This window comes from Thioprofundum lithotrophicum, from assembly GCF_055387065.1.
On the sequence record NZ_AP042379.1, the window covers coordinates 1,513,880 to 1,534,579 of the forward strand.

12 protein-coding genes are annotated in these 20,700 nt (G+C 66.5%); 5 read left to right on the forward strand and 7 right to left on the reverse strand.

The features are described from left to right. The first annotated feature begins 184 nt into the window (after positions 1–184). Complete coding sequence (locus ACZ5BH_RS07090) at positions 185–2,233, forward strand: EAL domain-containing protein (RefSeq protein ID WP_464888557.1); 2,049 nt, start codon at positions 185–187, stop codon at positions 2,231–2,233. A 153-nt stretch (positions 2,234–2,386) separates the two neighbouring features. Beyond that, complete coding sequence (locus ACZ5BH_RS07095) at positions 2,387–3,544, forward strand: OprO/OprP family phosphate-selective porin (protein ID WP_464888558.1); 1,158 nt, start codon at positions 2,387–2,389, stop codon at positions 3,542–3,544. Positions 3,545–3,972: 428 nt separating this feature from the next. On the opposite strand, the gene ACZ5BH_RS07100 is transcribed toward ACZ5BH_RS07095, so the two are convergent. From ACZ5BH_RS07100 to ACZ5BH_RS07130, 7 genes are all read right to left on the reverse strand, one after another. Then, positions 3,973–4,659, reverse strand: a complete 687-nt coding sequence (locus ACZ5BH_RS07100; RefSeq protein ID WP_464888559.1) for a zinc metallopeptidase — start codon at positions 4,657–4,659, stop codon at positions 3,973–3,975. Between the two features lie 240 nt (positions 4,660–4,899). Further along, complete coding sequence (locus ACZ5BH_RS07105) at positions 4,900–5,490, reverse strand: SPOR domain-containing protein (RefSeq protein WP_464888560.1); 591 nt, start codon at positions 5,488–5,490, stop codon at positions 4,900–4,902. Positions 5,491–5,636: 146 nt separating this feature from the next. Further along, positions 5,637–7,394 (reverse strand): arginine--tRNA ligase, encoded by a 1,758-nt coding sequence (gene argS / locus ACZ5BH_RS07110; protein WP_464888561.1) that lies wholly within the window; start codon positions 7,392–7,394, stop codon positions 5,637–5,639. A 74-nt stretch (positions 7,395–7,468) separates the two neighbouring features. Further along, complete coding sequence (locus ACZ5BH_RS07115) at positions 7,469–8,815, reverse strand: hypothetical protein (RefSeq protein WP_464888562.1); 1,347 nt, start codon at positions 8,813–8,815, stop codon at positions 7,469–7,471. Positions 8,816–9,110: 295 nt separating this feature from the next. Then, the gene (locus ACZ5BH_RS07120) at positions 9,111–10,052 is read right to left on the reverse strand and encodes a formylglycine-generating enzyme family protein (RefSeq protein ID WP_464888563.1); all 942 of its coding nucleotides are present in this window, start codon (positions 10,050–10,052) and stop codon (positions 9,111–9,113) included. Further along, positions 10,052–12,724 (reverse strand): hypothetical protein, encoded by a 2,673-nt coding sequence (locus ACZ5BH_RS07125; protein WP_464888564.1) that lies wholly within the window; start codon positions 12,722–12,724, stop codon positions 10,052–10,054. The genes ACZ5BH_RS07120 and ACZ5BH_RS07125 overlap by 1 nt, the downstream gene beginning before the upstream one ends. 150 nt (positions 12,725–12,874) lie before the next feature. Continuing rightward, on the reverse strand, positions 12,875–15,082 hold the full coding sequence (locus ACZ5BH_RS07130; protein ID WP_464888565.1) for a primosomal protein N': 2,208 nt from the start codon (positions 15,080–15,082) through the stop codon (positions 12,875–12,877). 487 nt (positions 15,083–15,569) lie between these two features. On the opposite strand from ACZ5BH_RS07130, the gene ACZ5BH_RS07135 reads away from it, so the two are divergent. From ACZ5BH_RS07135 to ACZ5BH_RS07145, 3 genes are all read left to right on the forward strand, one after another. Continuing rightward, positions 15,570–16,448 carry a fructosamine kinase family protein gene (locus ACZ5BH_RS07135; protein ID WP_464888566.1) on the forward strand — a complete coding sequence of 293 codons (879 nt, stop codon included), beginning with the start codon at positions 15,570–15,572 and terminating at the stop codon, positions 16,446–16,448. A 121-nt stretch (positions 16,449–16,569) separates the two neighbouring features. After that, positions 16,570–19,341, forward strand: a complete 2,772-nt coding sequence (locus ACZ5BH_RS07140; RefSeq protein WP_464888567.1) for a DUF2339 domain-containing protein — start codon at positions 16,570–16,572, stop codon at positions 19,339–19,341. Continuing rightward, positions 19,338–20,690 carry a DUF3999 domain-containing protein gene (locus ACZ5BH_RS07145; protein ID WP_464888568.1) on the forward strand — a complete coding sequence of 451 codons (1,353 nt, stop codon included), beginning with the start codon at positions 19,338–19,340 and terminating at the stop codon, positions 20,688–20,690. The genes ACZ5BH_RS07140 and ACZ5BH_RS07145 overlap by 4 nt, the downstream gene beginning before the upstream one ends. Positions 20,691–20,700: the final 10 nt, after the last annotated feature.

Here is a 20,700-nt window from a genome sequence, read left to right on the forward strand (position 1 = left end):
CGTGCCGGTGAACGCGGTGTGACAACGCCGTGATGAAAAAGTGAGTAAGCATAAACAAACGGCTGCAGAATGAAATCCGGCTTCGGCGGCGGCGTTTTTTCGTTGCAATCCCGGTGCCGGGCGCTATACTCGGGGTACCCCCTCCCCAGGAACCCGGTCTCACCCTTTTTATCCTCCTGTCCGCATGAAGGAAGCCGTCCTGCATCTTACGCCCGCGCAAATCGAACACCTCCTCGAAGGACTGCACGCTTTCCACGAAGGCTATGGCGCGCTGGACACCCTGCTGGACAGCGAACGCGAAGGCCTGTTGCTCGAGGGGTTCCGTCAGTTGCTTGGCCAGTTCTTCGCCGAACCGGAAGCCTCGGCACCCCAGGTGCGTTCCCTGGCCGAAACCTATTACGCCCAGCACATCCCCTTCGCCCTGCTGATGGGCAGCTTCAATCACATGAAGGCCGAGCTGGTGCAGGAGGTGGCAGGCAATACACCGGATCCTTTCCGCCACTACCGGGAGATCGACGAGACCTTCGAGCGCATCAAGCGGGAGACGGCCCGGGCCTACCTGCTGTGCGAAGTGCGCTCGCCGGACCACCTGCCGGCGAAAATCCTGCGCGAGAAGGTGTTGATCCGGATCTACCTCGACTGGCTGGAGGCGATCAATGCCGCGATCCGCGACGACGATTTGCGCGGATTTCCGCTGGAGCCGGCGGATCAGAGCCCCTTCACCCGCGCCCTGCGCTATCCCGAGAGCATGCTGATCTGTCTGGATCTGAAGCTCTGTGATCAGATCCTCGATCAGCATCGTCTGATCTGCCAGCAGTCGAGCATCCTCTACGCCATGCTGCATGCGCAGCGCTTCGAACAGGCCTACATCGCCTATCAGGACATGGTCAAGAAAGTGGCCGAGCTGCTCAATCTGCTGAGCGTGCTGTACTTCGAGAGCCAGACCAACCGCATCGGCCGCTTCTTCAGCTTTTTGCAGGCGGCGCTCTATCTGCCCGGCCGCAAGTTCCTCAGCGTGATCAACCTGCGGGATCTCGGGCGGCTCAACAAGCTCTACGGCACCGACGTGGGCGATCGGGCGCTGGACTGCGTGGAGCGCATCCTGCGGGACGCCGCCGAAGCCCACCGCGAGTGGCTGGTCTTCACCCGGGGCATCGCCGGAGATTTCTACCTCATCGGCTTCGATACCGAGCCCGCCACGTTGCGCACCCTTCTGGCAGACGTGCATCGGCAGGTGGTGGCGGAATGCGGCAAGATGCTCCCGGTCGAGATCGATTTGCTCTACCGTGGCATCGAGCTGACCGATCTCAACGATCTGACCACCGAGAACATGCATCTGCTGGTGCAATACCTGACCCAGCAGGCCCGCGAGGCGGAAGAGCACCTGCTCACCGGCGAGGAACGGACCCGGGAGATGATCGACTGGATCAAGCGCCAGTATCGCAAGTCGCTGGATCTGCAGGCCAAGCTCAGCGAAGCGCAGACCGACGTCTTCATCCAGCCGCTGGTGACGCTGGACAGCAAGCGGGAGATCCATGCCTTCGAGGTACTGGGCCGGTTCCGCGACGGCGACGGTTACATCAGCGCCGGGCTGTTCATCGACGACATCATCGCCATGGGCCTGGCCACCGATTTCGATCGCCTGGTGCTTCAGGCCGTGATACGGCAGGCCGACGCGCTCGGGCGGATCACCTCCCGGCTGTTCATCAACGTCTCTGCCGGTTCGCTGGAAGACGATGCCTACCTGGAACTGCTCACCGACGCCCTGGACGGGCCTCTGCGGGAGTTCGAGGTGGTACTGGAGCTGACCGAGCAGGTACTGCTGGCGCGCCGCGCGCGGGTCGCCGAGCTGCACCGCGCCCACGGACTGGTGTTTGCCATCGATGATTTCGGCACCGGTTATTCCACCCTGCAGACCGTCATCGAACTGGCCCTGGAAGGATCGGTGCGCTATCTCAAGCTCGACGGTTCCCTGACCCACGACATCACCACCAGCCTGGCCAGCCAGCGGATCATGCAGATCACCCGGCAGATGGCCCGCGCCCTGGATCTGGAAACCGTGGTCGAATACGTGGAAACCTTCGAACAGGCAGACCGCCTCGAAGGCATGCGCATGGACTTCGGCCAGGGTTACCTGCTGGGTGTGCCCGACCCGGTGCCGATCTGGCTCGGCAAGCTCAACTACCTGGAATCCAAGCACTCCACCCGCCCCGTCGGTCACTTCACGCTCTGAGGCGGTATTGCCTGCCGGCGGTTTTCACCGCTGTCATCTGTCTGTCATTTTCCCGTCACGTGCCGGTCATGCACGCGGGGCATGATCCCGCTCGCCATTTTGCCGTCACGGCATGGCCACGACAAACGCAAATCATTTTTGGGGAAACAAGACATGCAGAAAAAACTGATTGCCATTTCCGTCATGCTGGCGGTATCCGGTTCCGCGCTGGCTGCGGAGGGCGCCGTGGTCAAGCACGGCACGCTCAAGGCCAGGACCGGCGAGAGCGCCTTCAAGATCAACGGCCGCCTGATGTATGACTGGGACAGCTTCGACGGCGCCCACAACGATGCCAACAACGGCGAAAGCGGCAGCCAGACCGAGATCCGCCGCGCCCGCATCGCCGTCACCAGCCAGCTCAACAAGCGGTGGAAGGGCAAGCTGCAGATCAATTTCGACAGCAGCGCCAACGCCAAGATCAAGGACGCCTACATCCAGCGCAAGGGCGAGGCCGTGACCCTGATCATCGGCCAGCACAAGGAACCCATGGGGCTGGAGGAGCTGACCAGCTCCAAGTACATCTCCACCATCGAGCGGGCCATGGTCACCGATGCCTTCGCGCCCAGCCGCAATATTGGCGTCAGCGTCAAGGGCGGCAGCAAGACCTTCAACTGGCAGGCCGGCCTGTTCAGCGATGGAGACGATGCCAACAACAGCAACAAGCAGCTCTATGCCGTGACCGGGCGTGTCGTCTTCGCCCCCATGCACGGCAAGGGGCGGGTCATGCACCTGGGATTGGGTTACAGTAGCCGAGCCATGGGCAACAATTCCTATCAGTTCAAGGAACGGGCCGAGGTGCACACGGCCGAGAAGATCGTGACCAGCTATGCATTGACGGATGCCGACAGCATGAGCATCGCCAACCTGGAGGCGGCCATGGTCATGGGCCCGTTTTCGCTGCAGGGCGAGTACTACAAGGCCAGCGTCAAGTCTGGTGATGCCAATCCCGATGCCGATTTCAGCGGCTACTACGTGCTGGGCAGCTACTTCTTCACCGGCGAGTCTCGTCCCTACAAGGGTGGCAAGTTCGGCAAGGTGAAGCCCCGTTCCGAGTCGGGTGCGTGGGAGCTGGTCGGCCGGTACAGCGTGCTCGACGGTATCGACAACAATGGCGGGCGCAAGGGCACGAACGTGACCGTTGGCGTGAACTACTATCTCGATCAGAGCATGCGCTTCATGCTCAACTACATCGACACCAGCCTCGATGCGCCGACGACCCTGACCTACGATTCGGGCAAGGCCGTCTCTGCCCGCTTCCAGTACATCTGGTAAGCCGTCAGACGGATCGAACCGTCACCTCCCCGTGTCGGGTCAGACTGGCCCTGCGTCGCAAGGCGCAGGGCTTTTTTTCGTCGGTCACACGGGTTGCCGCCAGGGAACGTGGTCTGGCAAATGTCGGCCGGCTCAAGCGCAGCGGTGCCGGCAATTTGAGCCTGCATCGGATCCGCCCTTGAGGCCGGGTGCGCCTTTCGTGACATGCCGTGGATACATCCCTGTAGGCTCGACGGCCGCGGTCGCTTCGGGCATCCTGCCCTCTCGCGACACTTGTCCGTCCTGGACATCGTCCCTGCGGCCGACGGTCACGAAAGGCGCACCCGGCCTCAAGGGCTCAGTGCCTGCGCTGAACAAATACATCCGTCGTCCATCCGGCACCGCTGCGCTTGAGCCGGCCTGCGATGGGGAGGACACCGATCCCCTGGTCAGGCGCGGCGCAGCAGGACGAGCCAGCGGCCGAGGTTGAGCAGACTGGCGAGGGAGGCGGCCAGGTAGGTGAGGGCGGCGGCGCGCAGGACGCGCCGGGCCGCCGGGAGTTCGTCGGGTTGCAGGTAGCCTTCGGCCAGGATCGGCAGGGCCTTGTTGAAGCTGGCGTCCAGCTCCACCGGCAGGGTCACCAGGTGCACGAGGGTGGCCAGCAGCAGGGAACCGATCCCCACGGCGAACATGAGCAGGCCCACGGCCGGCGAGCGGGTGGCCACCGCCAGCACCGGGATCAGCAGCATGGCGCCGGCGCCGAGCCGCTGCGCGCCGTTGGCCCAGCGCACCAGGCGCCCGCGCCACAGCAACAGCGGTTCCCCCCGCTGGTGCTGGATGGCGTGCCCCACCTCGTGGGCGGCCACGGCCACCGCGGTCAGCGAGCGCCCGTCGTGATTCTCCGGCGACAGGCGCACCGTGCGACTCTCGGGATCGTAGTGATCCTGTCCCGGTTGCGTCACTTCCACGGCCACCTCGGCCATGTCGAACCGATCCAGCAGATGCCGCGCCAGCTCCCCGCCCGTGCCCGGCAGACGGGGATGCGGACGCGCATGGCGGCGGAAGGTGTACCGCGCCCACCACTGCGGGCCGAACACCAGCGCGAGGATCAGAATGGCAAGCAGGATGTAGGGCATGGTCTGGACGGCGGTGGAAGCAACGCAGAGGGCGCAGAGGCGCGGAGGACGCAGAGGGGTGAATGCCCGGTATGTGTGAATTCCTGTACGACTGGGGGCGTCATGAAAGCAGCATTATTGTGCGAAATGCCTTGAGGTTTGGGTATTGGAAGGCTTGGATTTCCAATCAGTTTTCTCTGCGGCCTCCGTGTCTCTGCGGTCTCTGCGTTTTTTGCAGTGCATCTTGCGAGGGTCCGAAAATCAGGACTTGTCGCGGACCACGATGGAGGGCACGCCGATGGCGCGCAGGCGTTTGCGCACGCGGTTGACGGTGGCGATGTCGGGCAGGGGGCCGACGCGGACGCGGTGCCAGGTTTCGCCGCCCTTGATCTTCACCGTCTGGATGCTGGCTTCGATGCCCTGCAGGGCCAGGCGGGCGCGGAGCTGGTCGGCCTGGTCGGCGCTGCGGAAGGAGCCGGCCTGGAGCATGTAGTTGCCCGGCGTCGTGGCGCTGGCGGGCTGTTTCGATTTTTCGACCAGCTCCTCCTCGGGGATGGCCACCTCCAGTTCGGGGAGAATGGTGTAGAAATCGAAGCGCGGGCGCGCGGGCGCCTGCCTGTCGGTCGGGGGCGCGTCGGCGGAGGCGGCCGGTTTAGCCTTTTCGACCTGTTTCTGGAAGAACCCGCTCACCGCGCCGGCGATGTCGGCCGGGTTGCGATCCGGGTGGGTCTTGTCCAGATAGACCAGCAGGGCCACGAACAGGCCGATGACCAGCCCGCCCAGCATCCACACCCAGCCCGGCAGGCCACGGCGTTCACGGGGACGGGGGCTCTTGGCGTAGTCGCGGGGCATGAGATCAGGGACGAGGGACGAGGGACGAGGGACGAGAAGCGGTGTTCATGGGCTTCGAAACAGTGGGTGCCGACCGTTGAGAGTATATCAGGTGGTTGGCGGTCTGGTGCCGGTGTTCCTCGCCACTCGTCCCTCGTCCCTTGGTCCTACATTGTTTCGGGTGCCGACACCCCCAGCAGCCCCAGGCCGTTGGCGATGACCTGGCGGGTGGCGGCAATCAGGGCCAGGCGGGCGTTGCGCAGGTCGGGGTCGTCCACCAGGAACTGGTGGGCGTTGTAGTAGGTGTGGAAGTCGTTGGCCAGTTCGCGCAGGTAGTGGGCGAGCTGGTGGGGTTCGTGCTGGGTGGCGGCGGCTTCGATCAGTTCCGGGTAGCGGCCGAGGCGGGTGATCAGGGCCTGTTCGTGGGGTTCGGTGAGGCGGTTCAGATGGGCGAGGCCGGCGTCCCGGTCCCAGGCGAGGCCCTTTTCCGTGAGCTGCCGGAACACGCTGCAGACCCGGGCGTGGGCGTACTGGATGTAGTACACGGGGTTGTCGGCCGACTGGCTCTTGGCCAGGTCCAGGTCGAAGTCCAGGTGCTGTTCGCACTTGCGCATCACGTAGAAGAAGCGCGCGGCGTCGGTGCCCACCTCCTTGCGCAACTGGCGCAGGGTGACGAACTCGCCGGAGCGGGTGGACATCTGCACCTTCTGGCCGCCCCGGTAGAGGATGGCGAACTGCACCAGCAGCACGTGCAGCCTGTTCACGTCTTCGCCCAGGGCCTGGAGGGCGGCCTTCACCCGGGGCACGTAGCCGTGGTGATCGGCGCCCCAGATGTCGATCACCCATTCGAAGCCCCGCTCCAGCTTGTCCATGTGGTAGGCGATGTCGGAGGCGAAGTAGGTGGTCTGGCCGTTCTCGCGCACCAGCACCCGGTCCTTCTCGTCGCCGAAGTCGGTGGAGCGGAACCACAGGGCGCCGTCCTTCTCGTAGGTGTGGCCGGCGGCCCTGAGGCGGTCGATGGCCTGCTCCACCAGGCCGTTCTCGGTCAGGCGGCGTTCCGAGTACCACTCGTCGTAGACCACGCCGAACTGTTCGAGATCGTCGCGGATGTCGGCGAGAATGTAGTTGAGGGCCGTGTCGGAGACGATCCGGTAGTCGTCGGCGCCAAGCAGGGTCCTGGCCTTGTCGATCACGGCGTCGATGTACTGCTCCTTGTCGCCTTCCGGGGCGTCGGCGGGCAGGCCGTCGGCCACCTCAGCCCAGGCCTTGCGGAAGCGTTCGCCGTGTTCGCGGTGCAGGGCGGCGGCGATGTCCCAGACGTAGTCGCCCTGGTAGGCATTGGCGGGAAAGGGCAGTTCCTCGCCGCACAGCTCCAGGTAGCGCAGCCACACGCTGGCGGCGAGGATGTCCATCTGCCGGCCGGCGTCGTTGACGTAGTACTCGCGGTGCACGGCGTAGCCGACGGCGTCCAGCAGATCGGCCACCGCCGCCCCGTAGGCCGCGCCGCGGCCGTGGCCCACGTGCAGGGGGCCGGTGGGGTTGGCCGAGACGAACTCCACCTGCACCCGCTTGCCGCCGCCGAGCTGCGAGCGGCCAAAGGCCTCGCCCTGCTCGAGCGCGTGGCGCACCACGTCGGCCAGGGCGGCGTTGCGGATGAAGAAATTGATGAAGCCCGGGCCGGCGATTTCCACCTTCTCCACCTCGGGGGCGTCGGGCAGGGCGCCGACGAGGCGTTCGGCCAGGGCCCGGGGGTTCATGCCGGCCGGCTTGGCCAGCATCAGGGCCACGTTGCTGGCGAAGTCGCCATGGCTGGCATCGCGGGTGCGCTCGATCTGGATGCGCGGTTCGAGTTCGGCAGGCAGCACGCCGTCGGCCTGCAGTTTCGCCAGGGCGTCGGCGACCAGGGACTGGAGTCGGGATTTCATGAAGGCGTTTTCCGGCGTCGTCGGCAACGAAACGGCGAATTATACAGGATGTGGGCGGCCGGGAGGGCGGGACGTCAGGGCGCCCGGCGGGCGCTGGCGTCGACCGGGGTGCGCAGCAGCACTTCGGCCCGCTGGACGGAACTGAGCGGCACCTGCATGACGAATTCGCCGTGGTGGATGGTCTGCTGCACGTAGGCGATGTTGCCGCTGAGGCGGATCAGGGTGCCTTCGCGGCGCTGGCCCTTGTCGGTGTGCAGACGCACCTGGTGGTCGAGATAGTCACCCAGGCGGGTGGGCTCGACCGCGTGGTAGCGTTCCTCGTAGCGGGGCTTGCGCGGCCGTGGCGCAGGGGCGGGCGGGGGTTCGTCGGCGAACAGGCGGCGGAAGCGGCTGGCCAGGCGGGTCTGCTTGCCCGGCTGGAAGCGGAAGGCCAGATCGGTCACCGGTTGATCGTTGATGCGCAGCTGCAGGGCCAGGAGGGCGGGGATCTCCTCCGGCTTGAACAGGGCCAGGCTGTCCGGGCTGATGTCCTCGGGCCATGCCAGGCTGACTTCGATGGTGCGGGGCTCGGCGAGGTAGCGTCGATAGGCCTCGCGCAGGCCAGGGCCGGGAACGATGCCCCACAGGTTGGCGAAGTAGGCATCGGGCTGGGCGGCCTCTTCCTGGATGTATTCGCTGATCCCCATGTCGCTGAGGCGGGCGCAGTAGGTGACCATGCGCCTGACGTAGTCGCGGTCGGCAACGCGGATCCGCAGGGGACCGGCGCGCAGCGGGTGGGGCGTGGGCACCAGTGCCTGGAGGGGCGTGCCGAGGAAGCCGTCGAAGGTGTTCTTCACCTGCAGGGCGAACATGTCGCGCGCGGCCAGTTGCAGGCTCCAGGTCAGTTCTTCGGTGATGGTGTCGATGTCGAAACCGAGATCCGCGTCGATCACGATGGCCTCGTAACCCATGTCCCGCAGCTCCCGCGGCCCCATGAACAGGCGGCCGCCGCAGAGGCGGTTGACGCCGGCAAGATCCAGATTCACGCCGTTGACAAGCTGTTCGAACTGATCGGTGAGATCGCCATACAGATCGAGGCGCAACCCCTGCATGCGCAGATGCAGGCTTTCGGGGATCCGGTCATTGTTGATTTCACCGAGGTCCCGCATCAGGAACCACATGTTGGGCGTGTCGTAGGTGATCCGTTCGATGGTGATGGTGTCCGGGGGATGGCGCAGATCGATGCGGATGTCATGCACGCTCGCCTCGCCGGTCAGGGAGGTCTCGATGGCGCCCCAGCGCAGGGTGGCAAGCGGCGCGAGATGATGTTGTGCCAGGTGGGTCATGAAGTCGTCCACCTTGGCATGGAGATAGAGTTTCACGCTGCCGTATGCCAGCAGCGGCACCGCGATGAGAATGATGAGCAGGGTGCGGATTTTCATCGGCGCGTTCCGGTTGCCACGCAGGTTCCCTGTCGTGAGTGGACCGTGGCGGCCGCGGGGGGAGACGGTCGCGTTTTCAAGAGGTTAGCAGAAAGGCGGTGAAGACGACAGGCCGGACCCGGAATTCCAGCTGTTGGATGGCTTTGTGATGATGGTAGCGGTGAACACCCGGATTGCGGCCCGGCGGGCCTGCATCCGGGCTACGCAGTGGTCAACGGTAGCCCGGATGAAGCGCGAGCGGAATCCGGGGAGGGGATGGGTTGCGGCATGGGGCGTTTCCATCCGGGTTGCGGGTTTACCGCGCCGGTTTCGCGGGCGGTTTCTCCTGCAGTTTTTCCAGGGCCTTCGGATCGGGAATGCGGGCCTGGGGGAGGGGCGAGGCGCGGTTGATGACGCAGCGGAAGCCGCGATTGTAGACACCCACATCGGGAAAGGAGGCCTTGCGGCTGTAGACGGTGGAGCCGCCGGGTGACTCCAGGTAACTGCCGCTTCGCACCACCTTCTTCGTGCCGGTGTCGGGACCCCTGGGGTTGTGTCTGGGGGATTTTTTGTAATAGTCCGGGTCGTACCAGTCCAGCACCCATTCGTCGGCGTTGGCGCTCATGTCGTAGAGGCCGAGGGGGTTGGGGGGGTAGGTGCCCACGGGATGGCCGTAGCGCTCGAAGGGGGGGAAGTTGCGGCCCTTCTCGTACAGGCCGTTGTCGGTGGCGAAGCCCACGTAGCGCCCGCGGCTGCGGGCGGCGTATTCCCACTGGGCCTCGGTGGGCAGGTCGAAGGGCAGGCCGGTCAGAGAACCGAGCCACTGGCAGTAGGCGCGGGCCTGGTGCCAGTCTACCCCGGTCGCAGGTTTGTCATCTTTGCGATAGGGCATATCAAGGCGTAAAGCTCTTGCCTCTAATAGCGGTTGACCGGTGGCCCGGGTATAGATGTCGTATTCCCGGAAGGTGACCTCGTACTGCCCGATGTGGAAGCCGTCGAGGGTGACTTCGTGGGCGGGTTTGCTGTCCCAGAAGCGGCTCCAGTAGGCTGGGCCGCTGTCGCCGGGAAAGGGCTCGTGGACGTAATCGCCCATCATGAAGGTGCCGCCCTCGACGAAGACCATCTGTTTCAGGGTCCGGTCCACGAGTGCCCGGACGTCCGGGGAGGTTTCCGGATTGCCGGAAGGCGGTTGCGCTTCGCCGCCGGCCTGGCAGGCGGTCAGGAGCAGGGCAGTCAGAAAGCAGATCAGGCGTTTCATCAGGCGAAGTCCGTGTCGGTGGGGGCGAAGCGCACGGCCACATCATACCGGGCGCGGGCCGGGAGTTCTTCCTCGAGCCGGCGCAGGCGGTTCTCGAGGCGGTGCCAGGCACGGTGCTCCCGGCCGTCCAGGATGCCGTGCAGGATGCGCCGGCCTTCCTCCACGGTGATTTTCTCCGCGCCGAAGGTCAGGTGCTCCAGGGTTTCGTGATAGTCCCGCAGGCTTTGCAGGGTGCCGAGCACGGCGAGGATGGCCTCTTCCTGCTCTTCCTCGAAGGAGAAGAGGCTGGTGTGGCAGAGCACCGCCAGCATGTGGCCCTTGGCCTCCGGGGTGGCGTAGAGCAGCAGTTCAGGTCTGGCGTTGATGTTTGAGGCAAGCGTCTGGCCGGCTTGCCGGCGGAGTTCGTCATCCTTGATTTCCATCACAAGGTTGTTCCACCACGCGTTCAAGGCATCCACGCCGCTTTCATACATCTCTGCCAGCTTCTCTCCCTTCCACAACTCAAACAGAAAGAGCCGATAGAGGACTTCAAAGGCGAATTCCTCCATGAACTGCAGCCGGTCGAAATCCTCGTTCTTGAGCTTGTGATAGACGAACATCACCAGCTCGTAGATGTGGTCGGCGTGGACGGTGAAGGCCAGATCGCCGCCGCAGCCGACGCCGAACACGGCCCCGGCCTTGGCGCGGATGTAGAACTTGCCGCGCTCATAGCTGATGGTGAATTCGGCTTCCGCGCCGGCGCCGAAAGAAAGGTTGGCATCCGCCCCCACCGCCGCCAGCGCGCGCCAGCCGCGCCCGCGCTGGCGGTACTGGGGGTTGTCCCATTCCAGCGCACCCCCGGCCTCGCAGCCGGCGCGCACGCCGATGAAGGCCGAGGCGCCGGTGGCGACGGGTTCGAACTTCGGGTCCTGCTTCTGCAGCGCCTGGGGCTCCTCGACGCCGCGCAGCAGCACCCTGCCCTGCTCCACGCTGAATTCGATGTCGGCCGAGAGGGAAGCGGAGGCGCCGGCGTAACCGTGGAGGGCCAGTTTCAGCCTGGCGCGGATGGCGCCGAGATCGGCTTCCTTGCGGCCGCCGTCGGGCAGGGGCAGGCTCACCTGCAGGGGCCAGCCGGCATCGTCGGGGAAGTAGCCTTCGACGTCGATGCGGCCTTCGGCCGCCACCAGTTCGGCGCGGGCCTTCGCATGGATGCCGAAACGGCCAGAGGCGGGTTTGAAGTCAGCGGCCAGGGTGTAGCCGGCGCTGTAGCGCTGGAGCTGGGCGTCGAGGGTGGTTTTGACGAGGGCGTTGCCCTCGGCGTCGCGGCCCTCGAACAGCAGCGTCTCGGGGCGGTTGTTGAAGGCCTCGGCCCAGGCGGTGAGGCCGCCGCTGACGGAATCGGCCACCGGCATCTCGAACTGCAAACCGCTTTTCTTCTCGAACTGCTTCTTCATGCGGTTGAGCAGTTTGGTGGTGGAGAGGCGGCCGTCGGCGCCGATGAGGTCGTGTTTGCGGCTGCGTTTTTCGATGTCGGCGTCGAGCGTGTAGGTGCGCCAGTGGCGGCGCACCTTGCCCTTTGGCACGAGGGTGGCCTTGCGCCCGGCGAAGCGGGTGATTTCGGTAAGATGGCTGGTGTCGGCGCCTTCGGTCAGCGGGGCGTTGCCGGCGTTGCGCAGCTCGCGGTGGATGAGGTCGGTGGCCCGGGCGATGGCCTCGCGGTCGCCGCGGGCGCGGGCGTCGAGCAGTTCGTCCACGGCTTCGTCCAGTTTCCTGCCGGCGGCCTGCAGTTCCTGCAGGTCGTTCTCGGTCAGGGCGTAGAAGGTGCCGGTGGCCGGCTCGTAGGCGATGTCGGCGATTTTCACCAGGCCAATCACCTCCACCTCAATGCGGTGGGGCACTTCGCCGCCGGTGACGGTGAGGGTGTAGGCGCCGGGATGGGCGGGAAGGGTGGTCTCCCAGGTTTCCCGGGTGGTGTCCACCGGCACGTCCTTGCGGCCCGAGACCGGCCCCTGCCAGGCGAGGGTGACATGCTCGAGATGGCGGGCGCTGCCGCTGACCGCCAGTTCCTTGCCGGTGCGCACGCGCACGAGCGTGCCGGGCCGGATGGGGCCGGTCTGGGGGACGAAGCCGCCGTCCGCGGTGCCGGTGACGCGGTTCGGATCGGCCTCGCCGGTGAGCCGGGCGGCGATTTGCGTCGCCGTCTCGCCTTCGCGCACCCGGTGTTCGACGAGCCGGCTGTGGAAATGGGGCGCCTTGCCGAACTCGAGCCGGGCGCCGGCCGGCGGCGAGGTGATGGTGGCCACGGGGGTCTGAACGACCCGGGCGCCCGACTGGACCGGCAACGGTTCGGGGTTTTCCGTCCGGCGCCCCTTCGCGCCGCCGCCGGGGCGCCAGGATTCCGGGAGATGGCGGAAGGCCAGGATGGCCTGGCCGATTTCGCGCCGGCGGAAATTGGGCACCGCTTCCCAGCCGTCCCTGCCGCGCAGGAACAGCTTGATGGTGTCGGTGGCTTGCAGATCCCGGGCTTGCGGTTCGGGGATGGCTTCCCAGTGCTTCCAGGTGGGCTTGAGCTGATCGAGGATTTCCCGGGGGACCTTGTCGTGGTCGATGCGCCGGGCGCGGCGGCGTTTCCAGAAGGCGTCCTGCTCGGCCTGGAATTGCTTGTAGTAGATGGATTGTTCCTGGATCGCCATGTGCTGCTCCCTGGCGGGGTGGTTCTTCCCTGTGGCGGATATCGTAATCCTCTGCCGGGCCGTGTGAAAGCCACCGTGGGCGGGAATGTGATGCCGGTCACGGTTTGGGCGGGGTGCCCGGTACGGTGCCGCGCAGTCCGGTTGGCCGACTCAGAACATCTCCAGGGGATCCACGTCGATGGACCAGCGCACCCGGCGGCCGGCGGGCAGGCTTTCGAGGGCCTGCAGCCAGGGCGTGAGCAGGGTCTGCAGCGGTGCCCGGGTGCTGGCCTGGAGCAGGAGCTGGGCGCGCACCCGGCCGGCGCGGCGTTCCATGGGCGAGGGCATGGGACCGAAGATCTGCACCCCTTCGCTGCCGAGGGCTTCGGCCCGCTGCCGGGCCTCGCGCAGGAAGGCGACGGGGGCCTCGGCGTCCACGGCTTCGGCCCGCAGCAGGGCCAGGTGGGTGCAGGGCGGCAGCTCGGCCAGGCGCCGTTCGGCCAGCAGTTCGCTGGCGTAGCGGGCGTAGTCCTGGCGCAGCAGGGAGCGCAGCAGGGGGGAGTCGGGGTGGTGGGTCTGGATCAGCACTTCGCCGGGGGCTTCGGCCCGTCCGGCTCGCCCCGCCACTTGCAGCACCAGTTGGCCGAGGCGCTCGGCGGCGCGGAAGTCGGCGGAGAACAGGCCGTAGTCGGCATCCAGCAGGGCCACCAGGGTCAGGTTGGGGAAGTGATGGCCCTTGGCCAGCATCTGGGTGCCCACCAGGATTTGCGCGCCGCCGGCGTGGATCCGTTCGAGCATGGCCTGCAGGGCGCCCCGGCGGCGGGTGGTGTCGCGGTCGATGCGCAGCACCGGCACCTCGGGAAAGCGCGCGGCCAGGAAGTCGGCGACCCGCTCGGTGCCGAAGCCCATGTGCAGGAGTTCGGTGCCGCCGCAGTCGGGGCAGGCCGGCGGCAGGGGCCGTTCGCTGCCGCAGTGGTGGCAGCGCAGACGGGCCGACTGGCGATGCACGGTCAGGTGCGCGTCGCAGCGGTGGCAGCGGGCATGCCAGCCGCAGGCGTGACACATGAGCACCGGGGCGAAACCGCGGCGGTTGATGAACACGAGCGCCTGATTGCCCGCCGCCAGGTGTTCCGCCAGACTGGCCAGCAGCCGGGCCGACATGCCTTCCTGGAGTTTCTGGCCGCGCACGTCGAGCAGCCGGAAGGCGGGCGGGGTGGCGGCGCCGGCCCGCGCTGGCAGGTGCAGGCGGGTCAGCCGGCCGCGCCGGCAGTTCTCCAGGCTCTCGAGGGAAGGGGTGGCCGAGCCGAGCACGATGGGAATGTCGAGATTGCGGGCCCGCACCAGGGCCAGATCCCGCGCCGAATAGCGAAAGCCGTCCTGCTGCTTGAAGGACAGATCGTGCTCCTCGTCCACCACGATGAGCCCGGGGCGGGCCAGGGGCGTGAACAGGGCCGAGCGGGTGCCGATGATCACCCCGGCCTCGCCGCGAGCGGCCGCCTGCCAGGCGCACAGGCGCTCCGAGGCATTGAGGCCCGAGTGGAGCACGGCGACGGGCGTTGCCAGCCGCGCCCGGAAGCGCTGCAGCAGTTGCGGGGTGAGGCCGATCTCGGGCACCAGAACAAGGGTCTGGCGGCCCGCGGCCAGGGTTCGCTCGATGAGGCGCAGATAGACCTCGGTCTTGCCGCTGCCGGTCACCCCGTCGAGCAGAAAGGCGTGGTAGCCCTCGCTCTGCACGGCCTCGATGGCGGCCTGCTGATCGGCGTTCGGCGTCGGGCCGGGCAGGGGATCCGGGCTCGGCGGGGGCAGGCAGGTGCCTTCCTCGCGGCAGACCAGCCCCCGGGCCTCCAGGCGCTTCATGGGCTCGCGCCAGGCGAAGCCCAGTTCGTCGAGCTGGCCCGGCGTGAGCCCTTCCGGGTGGGCGCGCAGATGGGCGAGCAGGCTTTGCTGGCGCGGTGCCCGTTTCAGGCTGTCGGGCTCGCCCGCCAGGCCCGCGGCGGTGGGCCGGAAGCGGGGAATGCCCTGCTGGCGAACCGCGGCCCCCTGGCGCAGGGCCACCGGCAGGGCCTGCTGGATCGCCTCGCCGATGGGGTGCTGGTAATAGCGGCTGGCCCAGCGCAGCAGATCGAGCAGTTCGGCGTCGAGCAGCGGCCGGGCGTCGAGGATCTCCGTCACCGGCTTCAGGCGGCTGGCGGGCACGTCGCTCTTCCTCACCACCTCCAGCAGCACGCCGATGACGTGGCCCCGCCCGAAGGGCACCCGCAGGCGGATCCCCGGGATCAGGCTTGCCGGGTCCCGGCCCGGCGGCGGCAGGTAATCGAAGGGCCGCCGCAGGGGAGCGGGGATCGCCACGCGCAGGATGAGGGCGGGGGCGGAATCCATCTTCAGGCGGGGGCCGGCAGGGGGCACTTGGCCGCGATAGTTGAGATCATTTCGAGAAGGATACGCTTAAGTGGCTGACACATCAGGGGTTGGCCGGTTATCCACAAAAGCTGTGGATAAGTCTGTGGATGGTTTGGGGTAATTGCCATCGAAGCCGCATGATTCTTACTGTTTCGTTAAATTGGCGATATTTTGTACTACATTTAATTTCTTTTAATTTCAATGGTTTGCATTGTTTTTGCAGTATCTTGTCGTTGTGTGTGGCAGTTTTTTGACGTAAATGCCTGTATTTTCGGGGCCTGTGCATAAATCCGTTTTCGCGGTTCGCAAAAGAGCACTGATTCGGGGCGTGAACCCCCCTTGCGGATCATTCCGGTGCGCGGAGATCGCGCCGGTTTCGAGACGCTCTCGATGGGTCGGCAGTGTACCATCGCCGAATCGGCTGCCTCTCGCCCGGGCGCGGCGAGTCGGGTATCTTTGGGGAACCATGATCGCCGACGCCATTCTCGATGCCCTGGCCGATGTGCTCGGCCGCCGCCCGGTTCTGCAGGGTCAGCAGGCCGTGGGCGGGGGGTGCATCAACGAGGCCCAGCGCCTCGATACCGATGCCGGTGCCTTCTTCGTCAAGACCAACGAGGCGGCGCTGCTGCCCATGTTCGAGGCCGAGGCCGAGGGCCTGCGGGAGCTGGCCGCCGCCGAGGCCATTCGCGTGCCCGAGCCCTTCGTCACCGGCACCGCTGCCGGCTGGGCCTTTCTGGTCATGGAATACCTGCCCACCGGCGCGGGAGGAGGCGAGGCCGCGGCGCGCATGGGCCGGGCGCTGGCGGCGATGCATCGCCACACCGCCGCGCGCTTCGGCTGGCACCGCGACAACACCATCGGTTCCACGCCCCAGCCCAATGCCTGGCACCACGACTGGGTCGCCTTCTGGCGCGAGCGCCGCCTTGGCCACCAGCTCGATCTGGCCGCCCGGCATGGCGCGCCGCGCGGCCTCATCGACAAGGGCCGGCGCCTGCAGGAGAGGCTCGATGCCTTCTTCGGTGATTACACCCCGGTGCCTTCGGTGCTGCACGGGGATCTCTGGTCCGGCAATGCCGCCTTCACCGCCGAGGGCGAGCCGGTGATCTTCGACCCGGCCGTCTATTACGGCGATCGGGAAGCCGATCTGGCCATGACCGAACTGTTCGGCGGTTTTCCCGACCGTTTCTACGCTGCCTACCGGGAAGCCTGGCCCCTGGATCCCGGCTACGGCGTACGCCGCACCCTCTACAACCTCTATCACATTCTCAACCACTTCAACCTGTTCGGCGGCGGCTATGCCAGCCAGGCCCAGCGGATGACGGAGCAGTTGCTGGCGGAACTCTGATCACCGGTCCAGGAACACGACCCTCTTGCAATGCCATCCATCGCGATGTGGCGGAATGGGTGAGTGGCGTTTGTCTTTGTTATTCTGTATCGGCTCGTGAGGCGTCAGGGAGGAAGATTTCATGATGTGGGTTCTGGCCACGATTGGCGCCGTGGTCGGCGGCTTGTTCGCTGCCGCCATCTTTTCGGAGCTGTTTCCCCTCGGGGCCGGGGCCGGTTTTCTGCTGGGTTTGCTGATCGGTCTGCCATTCGAGTTGCGCAAGTTGGAAAAGCGCGTGGCCCGGCTGGAGGCGGCGCTAGCCGCCCGACAGGAAGCGGAACCGAGTGCCGTAACCGAAGCCTCGCCCCGGCGTGAAATCGCGGAGGCCCGCCCTGCGCAGAGAGGGATACGCGAGCCACTCTCCCCGCCGGCGACCGTGGAGGAGACCGCAAGCCGGTCTCCCGCCGCGGAATCCCCGCCGGTGTCGCCACCCCATCCGATTGAAGCATCGACGGCCGACACCCGTGCCCAGGGGCAGCGGCTGCTGGGGTGGTTGCGGGCCTTTTTCACCGGCGAGAATGCCGTGGTCAGGGTGGGCTTGCTGGTGCTCTTCGTTGGGGTAGCGATGCTCTATCGCTACGGGGTGGAGCAGGGCTGGTTTCATCTGCCCGTGGCCTGGCGCTTCGTGCTCGTGGCGCTGGCGGCACTGGCGGCGCTGCTTTGGGGCTGGCGCTTGCGCCACCGGCGGCGCAGTTATGCCTTGCTGATCCAGGGAGGTGCAGTGGGGCTGCTGTATCTCACCGTCTATGCGGCGACCCGGTTGTTCGCGTTGCTGCCTGCCGGTTTCGCCTTTGCCCTGATGCTGTCCCTGGTACTGCTGGCGGCAGCCCTGGCGTTGCTGCAGAATGCCCGGGCCCTGGCGGCCGCCGGGGCCGTGGGCGGTTTTCTCGCCCCCTTGCTGACGGTCAGCGAACCCGGCAATCCGGTACTGTTTTTCGGCTACTATGCCGTGCTGAATGTGGGCATTCTGACCATCGCCTGGTACCGTCCGTGGCGCGAACTGAACCTGATTGGTTTCTATTTCACCCTCGTGGTCAGTGGCCTGTGGGCCAGAGAGGCCTGGCAGCCTGCCTATCTGGCGACCACCGAGCCGTTTCTGATTTTCTTCTTCCTGCTGTTCAGCGTCATCGGCGTGCTGCATGCCCTGCGCAGCCCAGGGGCGTTGCGTGGGTTCGTCGACGGTACCCTGGTGTTCGGTACGCCGCTGGTCTGCTTCGGCTTGCAGTGGCTGCTGCTGCGCGAGCGTGACGAACTGGTCGCCTGGAGCGCTTTGGTCATGGCGGCCTATTACGTGTTTCTGGCGCGCGCGGTGTGGCGTCGCCATGCCAAGACCGATGCTGCCTTCCGACCGTTGGCCGAAGCCTTGCTGGCAATCGCCATCGCCTTCCTGATTCTCGTGGTGCCTTTGGCGCTGCACGGCAACTGGGTATCGGTGACCTGGGCGTTGCAGGGCGCTGCCCTGGTCTGGCTGGGCGGGCGGCAGGCACGGCCCTTGCCGATTCTGGTCGGCGTCGGCCTGCAGCTCGTGGCGGGTTTGCTGTATCTGATCGATACGCCGCTGTTTACCGACATGCCTTTCGGCCTCTTCACGATGCTCAGAGACGCCCTGAGCACATCGGTGGGCGTCGAAAGCGGAATTGGTCTGCGTGGTGGGCTGATTGCCCTGGCCGGTCTGTTCTCGGCCTGGCGGCTGGCTGGCCTGCACGCCGAGTGGTCATGGACGAGAGGACTCCACTGGCTGCTGGTGATTTGGGGACTGGGGTGGTGGCTGGCGGCCGAGGGCGCAGAGCTGGCGCTTTGGCTGACGCCAGCCCAGCGGCCAGCGGCCTGGGTGGCCATGGTGGCGATCAGTTTCGCCGTGTTGCGCTGGCTCGGCGGGCGCCTGGCCTGGCCAGCCCTGCGTGAGGTCCACCTTGCCTTGTTGCCGCTGCTGGGGCTGTTGTATCTGTTGCAGGAAACCGCGCGGATCACGGCCCATCCCCTGGCCAACGGGGGCTGGATGGCCTGGCCTCTGGCCTGGGGAGTCTGGTATCACGGGCTGGCAAGGGGGGCGGGCAGCCTGAACGCGCGTTCCCTGCGAGTGCTGCAATCGCTGTCGTTGTGGCTGTTGCTGATTCTCCTGGCGCGGGAACTGGCCTGGCAGGTCGATACGGCGCTCCGGGCTCCGACCCTCTGGGGACGGTTGCCGTGGATTCTGGTGCCGGCGCTGGCCCTGTGGTGGCTGGGGCCGGCTGGGCGTCCGGGCGGGCCGGTTCTCGCCGCGCCACCGGGGCCGCAACGCGATCTGGCGCTTGTCCCGCTGGCGGTGCTTCTGGGGCTGTGGGTTCCCGTTTCCGCGCTCGGTTGGGAAGGGCGGGCCGAGCCCTTGCCCTACCTGCCCCTGCTCAACCCCCTGGAGCTGAGCGAGCTGGCGGTGATGCTGATCCTGTTTACCTGGCTGTGGCCTCGGCGGGCCCGCCTCGGGCGCTGGCTGTGGGTGGGCAGCGGGGCCATGGTCTTCCTCTGGCTGGACGGTCTGCTGGCCCGTACCACCCACTTCCTGTTCCATGTGCCGTTTCGCTTCGACGCCCTGTTTGCGTCCTTCGTCTATCAGGCCCTGTTGTCGGTAGTCTGGGGGTTGGTGGCTCTGGGGTTGATGGTCGTCGCTTCCCGGCGACACTTGCCCGTTCTCTGGCGAACGGGGCTTGGGCTTTATGGTCTGACGGTCGCCAAGCTGTTTCTGGTGGATCTGGCCGGACGTGGCACGCTGGAGCGGATCATTTCCTTCCTGGTGGTGGGCGCGCTGCTGGTGGCGACCGGGTACTTTGCGCGCATGCCCTCATCGAAATCCGAAGACGAGGAGGCCTCAGCATGAATCGATGGATTTTGCCGGCGCTGTGGCTGGCGATCAATCCGGCACTGGCGGTCAGCATCGCACCGCATCCGACCGATTTTGCCTGGGGGATCCCTCTGCGGATCGATGGACGAGGCTCCCTCTACGAGCTGGAACTGCCCGAGAGTGTGTATCGCGGGGTGGTGCAGGGGGTCGATGTGGATCTGCGGGTTTTCAATGGTCGCGGGGAAGTCGTGCCCCATGCCCTGCTGCTGCCCCGCACGGTGGTGCGCGAGAAGCGCAAGCCGGTGCCGCTCTACCCTTTGCGTTTGCCGCGCGACGCAATGGAGCGGAGTCGGGTGCGGCTGCACAGCGATGCCTCAGGGCGGGGGACGGTCGTGGCGGAGCCAGGGGCACAGAAGGCGCCGACCGAGCCGGCCTGGATCGTCGATCTCGAAGGTGTCGATCAGCCGGTCGTCGAGCTGTGTCTGGAATGGGAAAAGTCCAGCTCCGGTCTGGAGAGGGTTCAGGTGGAGGGAAGCCGGGATCTGGAGCACTGGGTGTCTGTGAGTCAGGGTGTGCTCGGCGCGCTGCAACAGGGACCCCGCCGTCTGGAGCACCATTGCCTGGAACTGGAATGGAACGTTTCCGCGTCGCGCTATCTGCGCCTCCGGGGTGTGCGGCAGCCGCTTTCCCTCCAGCTGACGGCAGCGCAGGCCGTCTGGCGCGGCAAGGAACCGGCGACGGTGATGCTTTTCGTGGTGCCGCAATTTCTGAAGGCGGACGAGGAGGATGGCTCCGGTTGGCAGTATCGATCTCCCGGCCGTTTTCCGGTGGTGCTGGCCCGGATCGGACTGCCTGATGACAGCCTGGCCGAAATGCGGGTAGCAAGCCGATCCGACGAGGCCGCGCCGTGGCGCGAGCGGGGACACGGCCTGGTCTACAACCTGCGCAGCAACGGCCTCCGGATCAGCCAGACCGACATCGACCTGCAACGCAGTGACGATCGCCTCTGGCGCCTTCAGGCCGAAAACGCGAGCCTTGGTCAGGCGTGGCCACAGCTGATGCTGGGGTATCGGCCACATCGCCTGCGCTTTCTGGCCCGGGGGCCGGGGCCTTTCATCCTGGCCTACGGCAGCGCCCGGGTCCAGCACGGCGACGCCGGGGAGGGAAACCTGTTGGGCAAACTGGCCAACGGCGAACGGCGCATGATGCCCCTGCCGGCGTTGGCGGGCGCCGTGAAGAAACTGGGTGGCGAAGCCGTTCTGCGGCCGCCGTTGCACTTGGCCTGGGGGCGTTGGGTGCTGTGGGCCGTTCTGTTGCTTGGGGTATTCGTTGTGGCGCTGCTGGTGCGCAGCCTCTATCGGGATCTGACGCGGTCGCAGGACTAATAGGCGCCTG

What these genes read in the sequence shown, in the direction of transcription:
- ACZ5BH_RS07090 (WP_464888557.1), top strand. Translation starts at nt 185, where the DNA reads ATGAAGGAAGCCGTCCTGCATCTTACGCCCGCGCAAATCGAACACCTC.
- ACZ5BH_RS07095 (WP_464888558.1), top strand. Translation starts at nt 2,387, where the DNA reads ATGCAGAAAAAACTGATTGCCATTTCCGTCATGCTGGCGGTATCCGGT.
- ACZ5BH_RS07100 (WP_464888559.1), bottom strand. Translation starts at nt 4,659, where the DNA reads ATGCCCTACATCCTGCTTGCCATTCTGATCCTCGCGCTGGTGTTCGGC.
- ACZ5BH_RS07105 (WP_464888560.1), bottom strand. Translation starts at nt 5,490, where the DNA reads ATGCCCCGCGACTACGCCAAGAGCCCCCGTCCCCGTGAACGCCGTGGC.
- argS (WP_464888561.1), bottom strand. Translation starts at nt 7,394, where the DNA reads ATGAAATCCCGACTCCAGTCCCTGGTCGCCGACGCCCTGGCGAAACTG.
- ACZ5BH_RS07115 (WP_464888562.1), bottom strand. Translation starts at nt 8,815, where the DNA reads ATGAAAATCCGCACCCTGCTCATCATTCTCATCGCGGTGCCGCTGCTG.
- ACZ5BH_RS07120 (WP_464888563.1), bottom strand. Translation starts at nt 10,052, where the DNA reads ATGAAACGCCTGATCTGCTTTCTGACTGCCCTGCTCCTGACCGCCTGC.
- ACZ5BH_RS07125 (WP_464888564.1), bottom strand. Translation starts at nt 12,724, where the DNA reads ATGGCGATCCAGGAACAATCCATCTACTACAAGCAATTCCAGGCCGAG.
- ACZ5BH_RS07130 (WP_464888565.1), bottom strand. Translation starts at nt 15,082, where the DNA reads ATGGATTCCGCCCCCGCCCTCATCCTGCGCGTGGCGATCCCCGCTCCC.
- ACZ5BH_RS07135 (WP_464888566.1), top strand. Translation starts at nt 15,570, where the DNA reads ATGATCGCCGACGCCATTCTCGATGCCCTGGCCGATGTGCTCGGCCGC.
- ACZ5BH_RS07140 (WP_464888567.1), top strand. Translation starts at nt 16,570, where the DNA reads ATGATGTGGGTTCTGGCCACGATTGGCGCCGTGGTCGGCGGCTTGTTC.
- ACZ5BH_RS07145 (WP_464888568.1), top strand. Translation starts at nt 19,338, where the DNA reads ATGAATCGATGGATTTTGCCGGCGCTGTGGCTGGCGATCAATCCGGCA.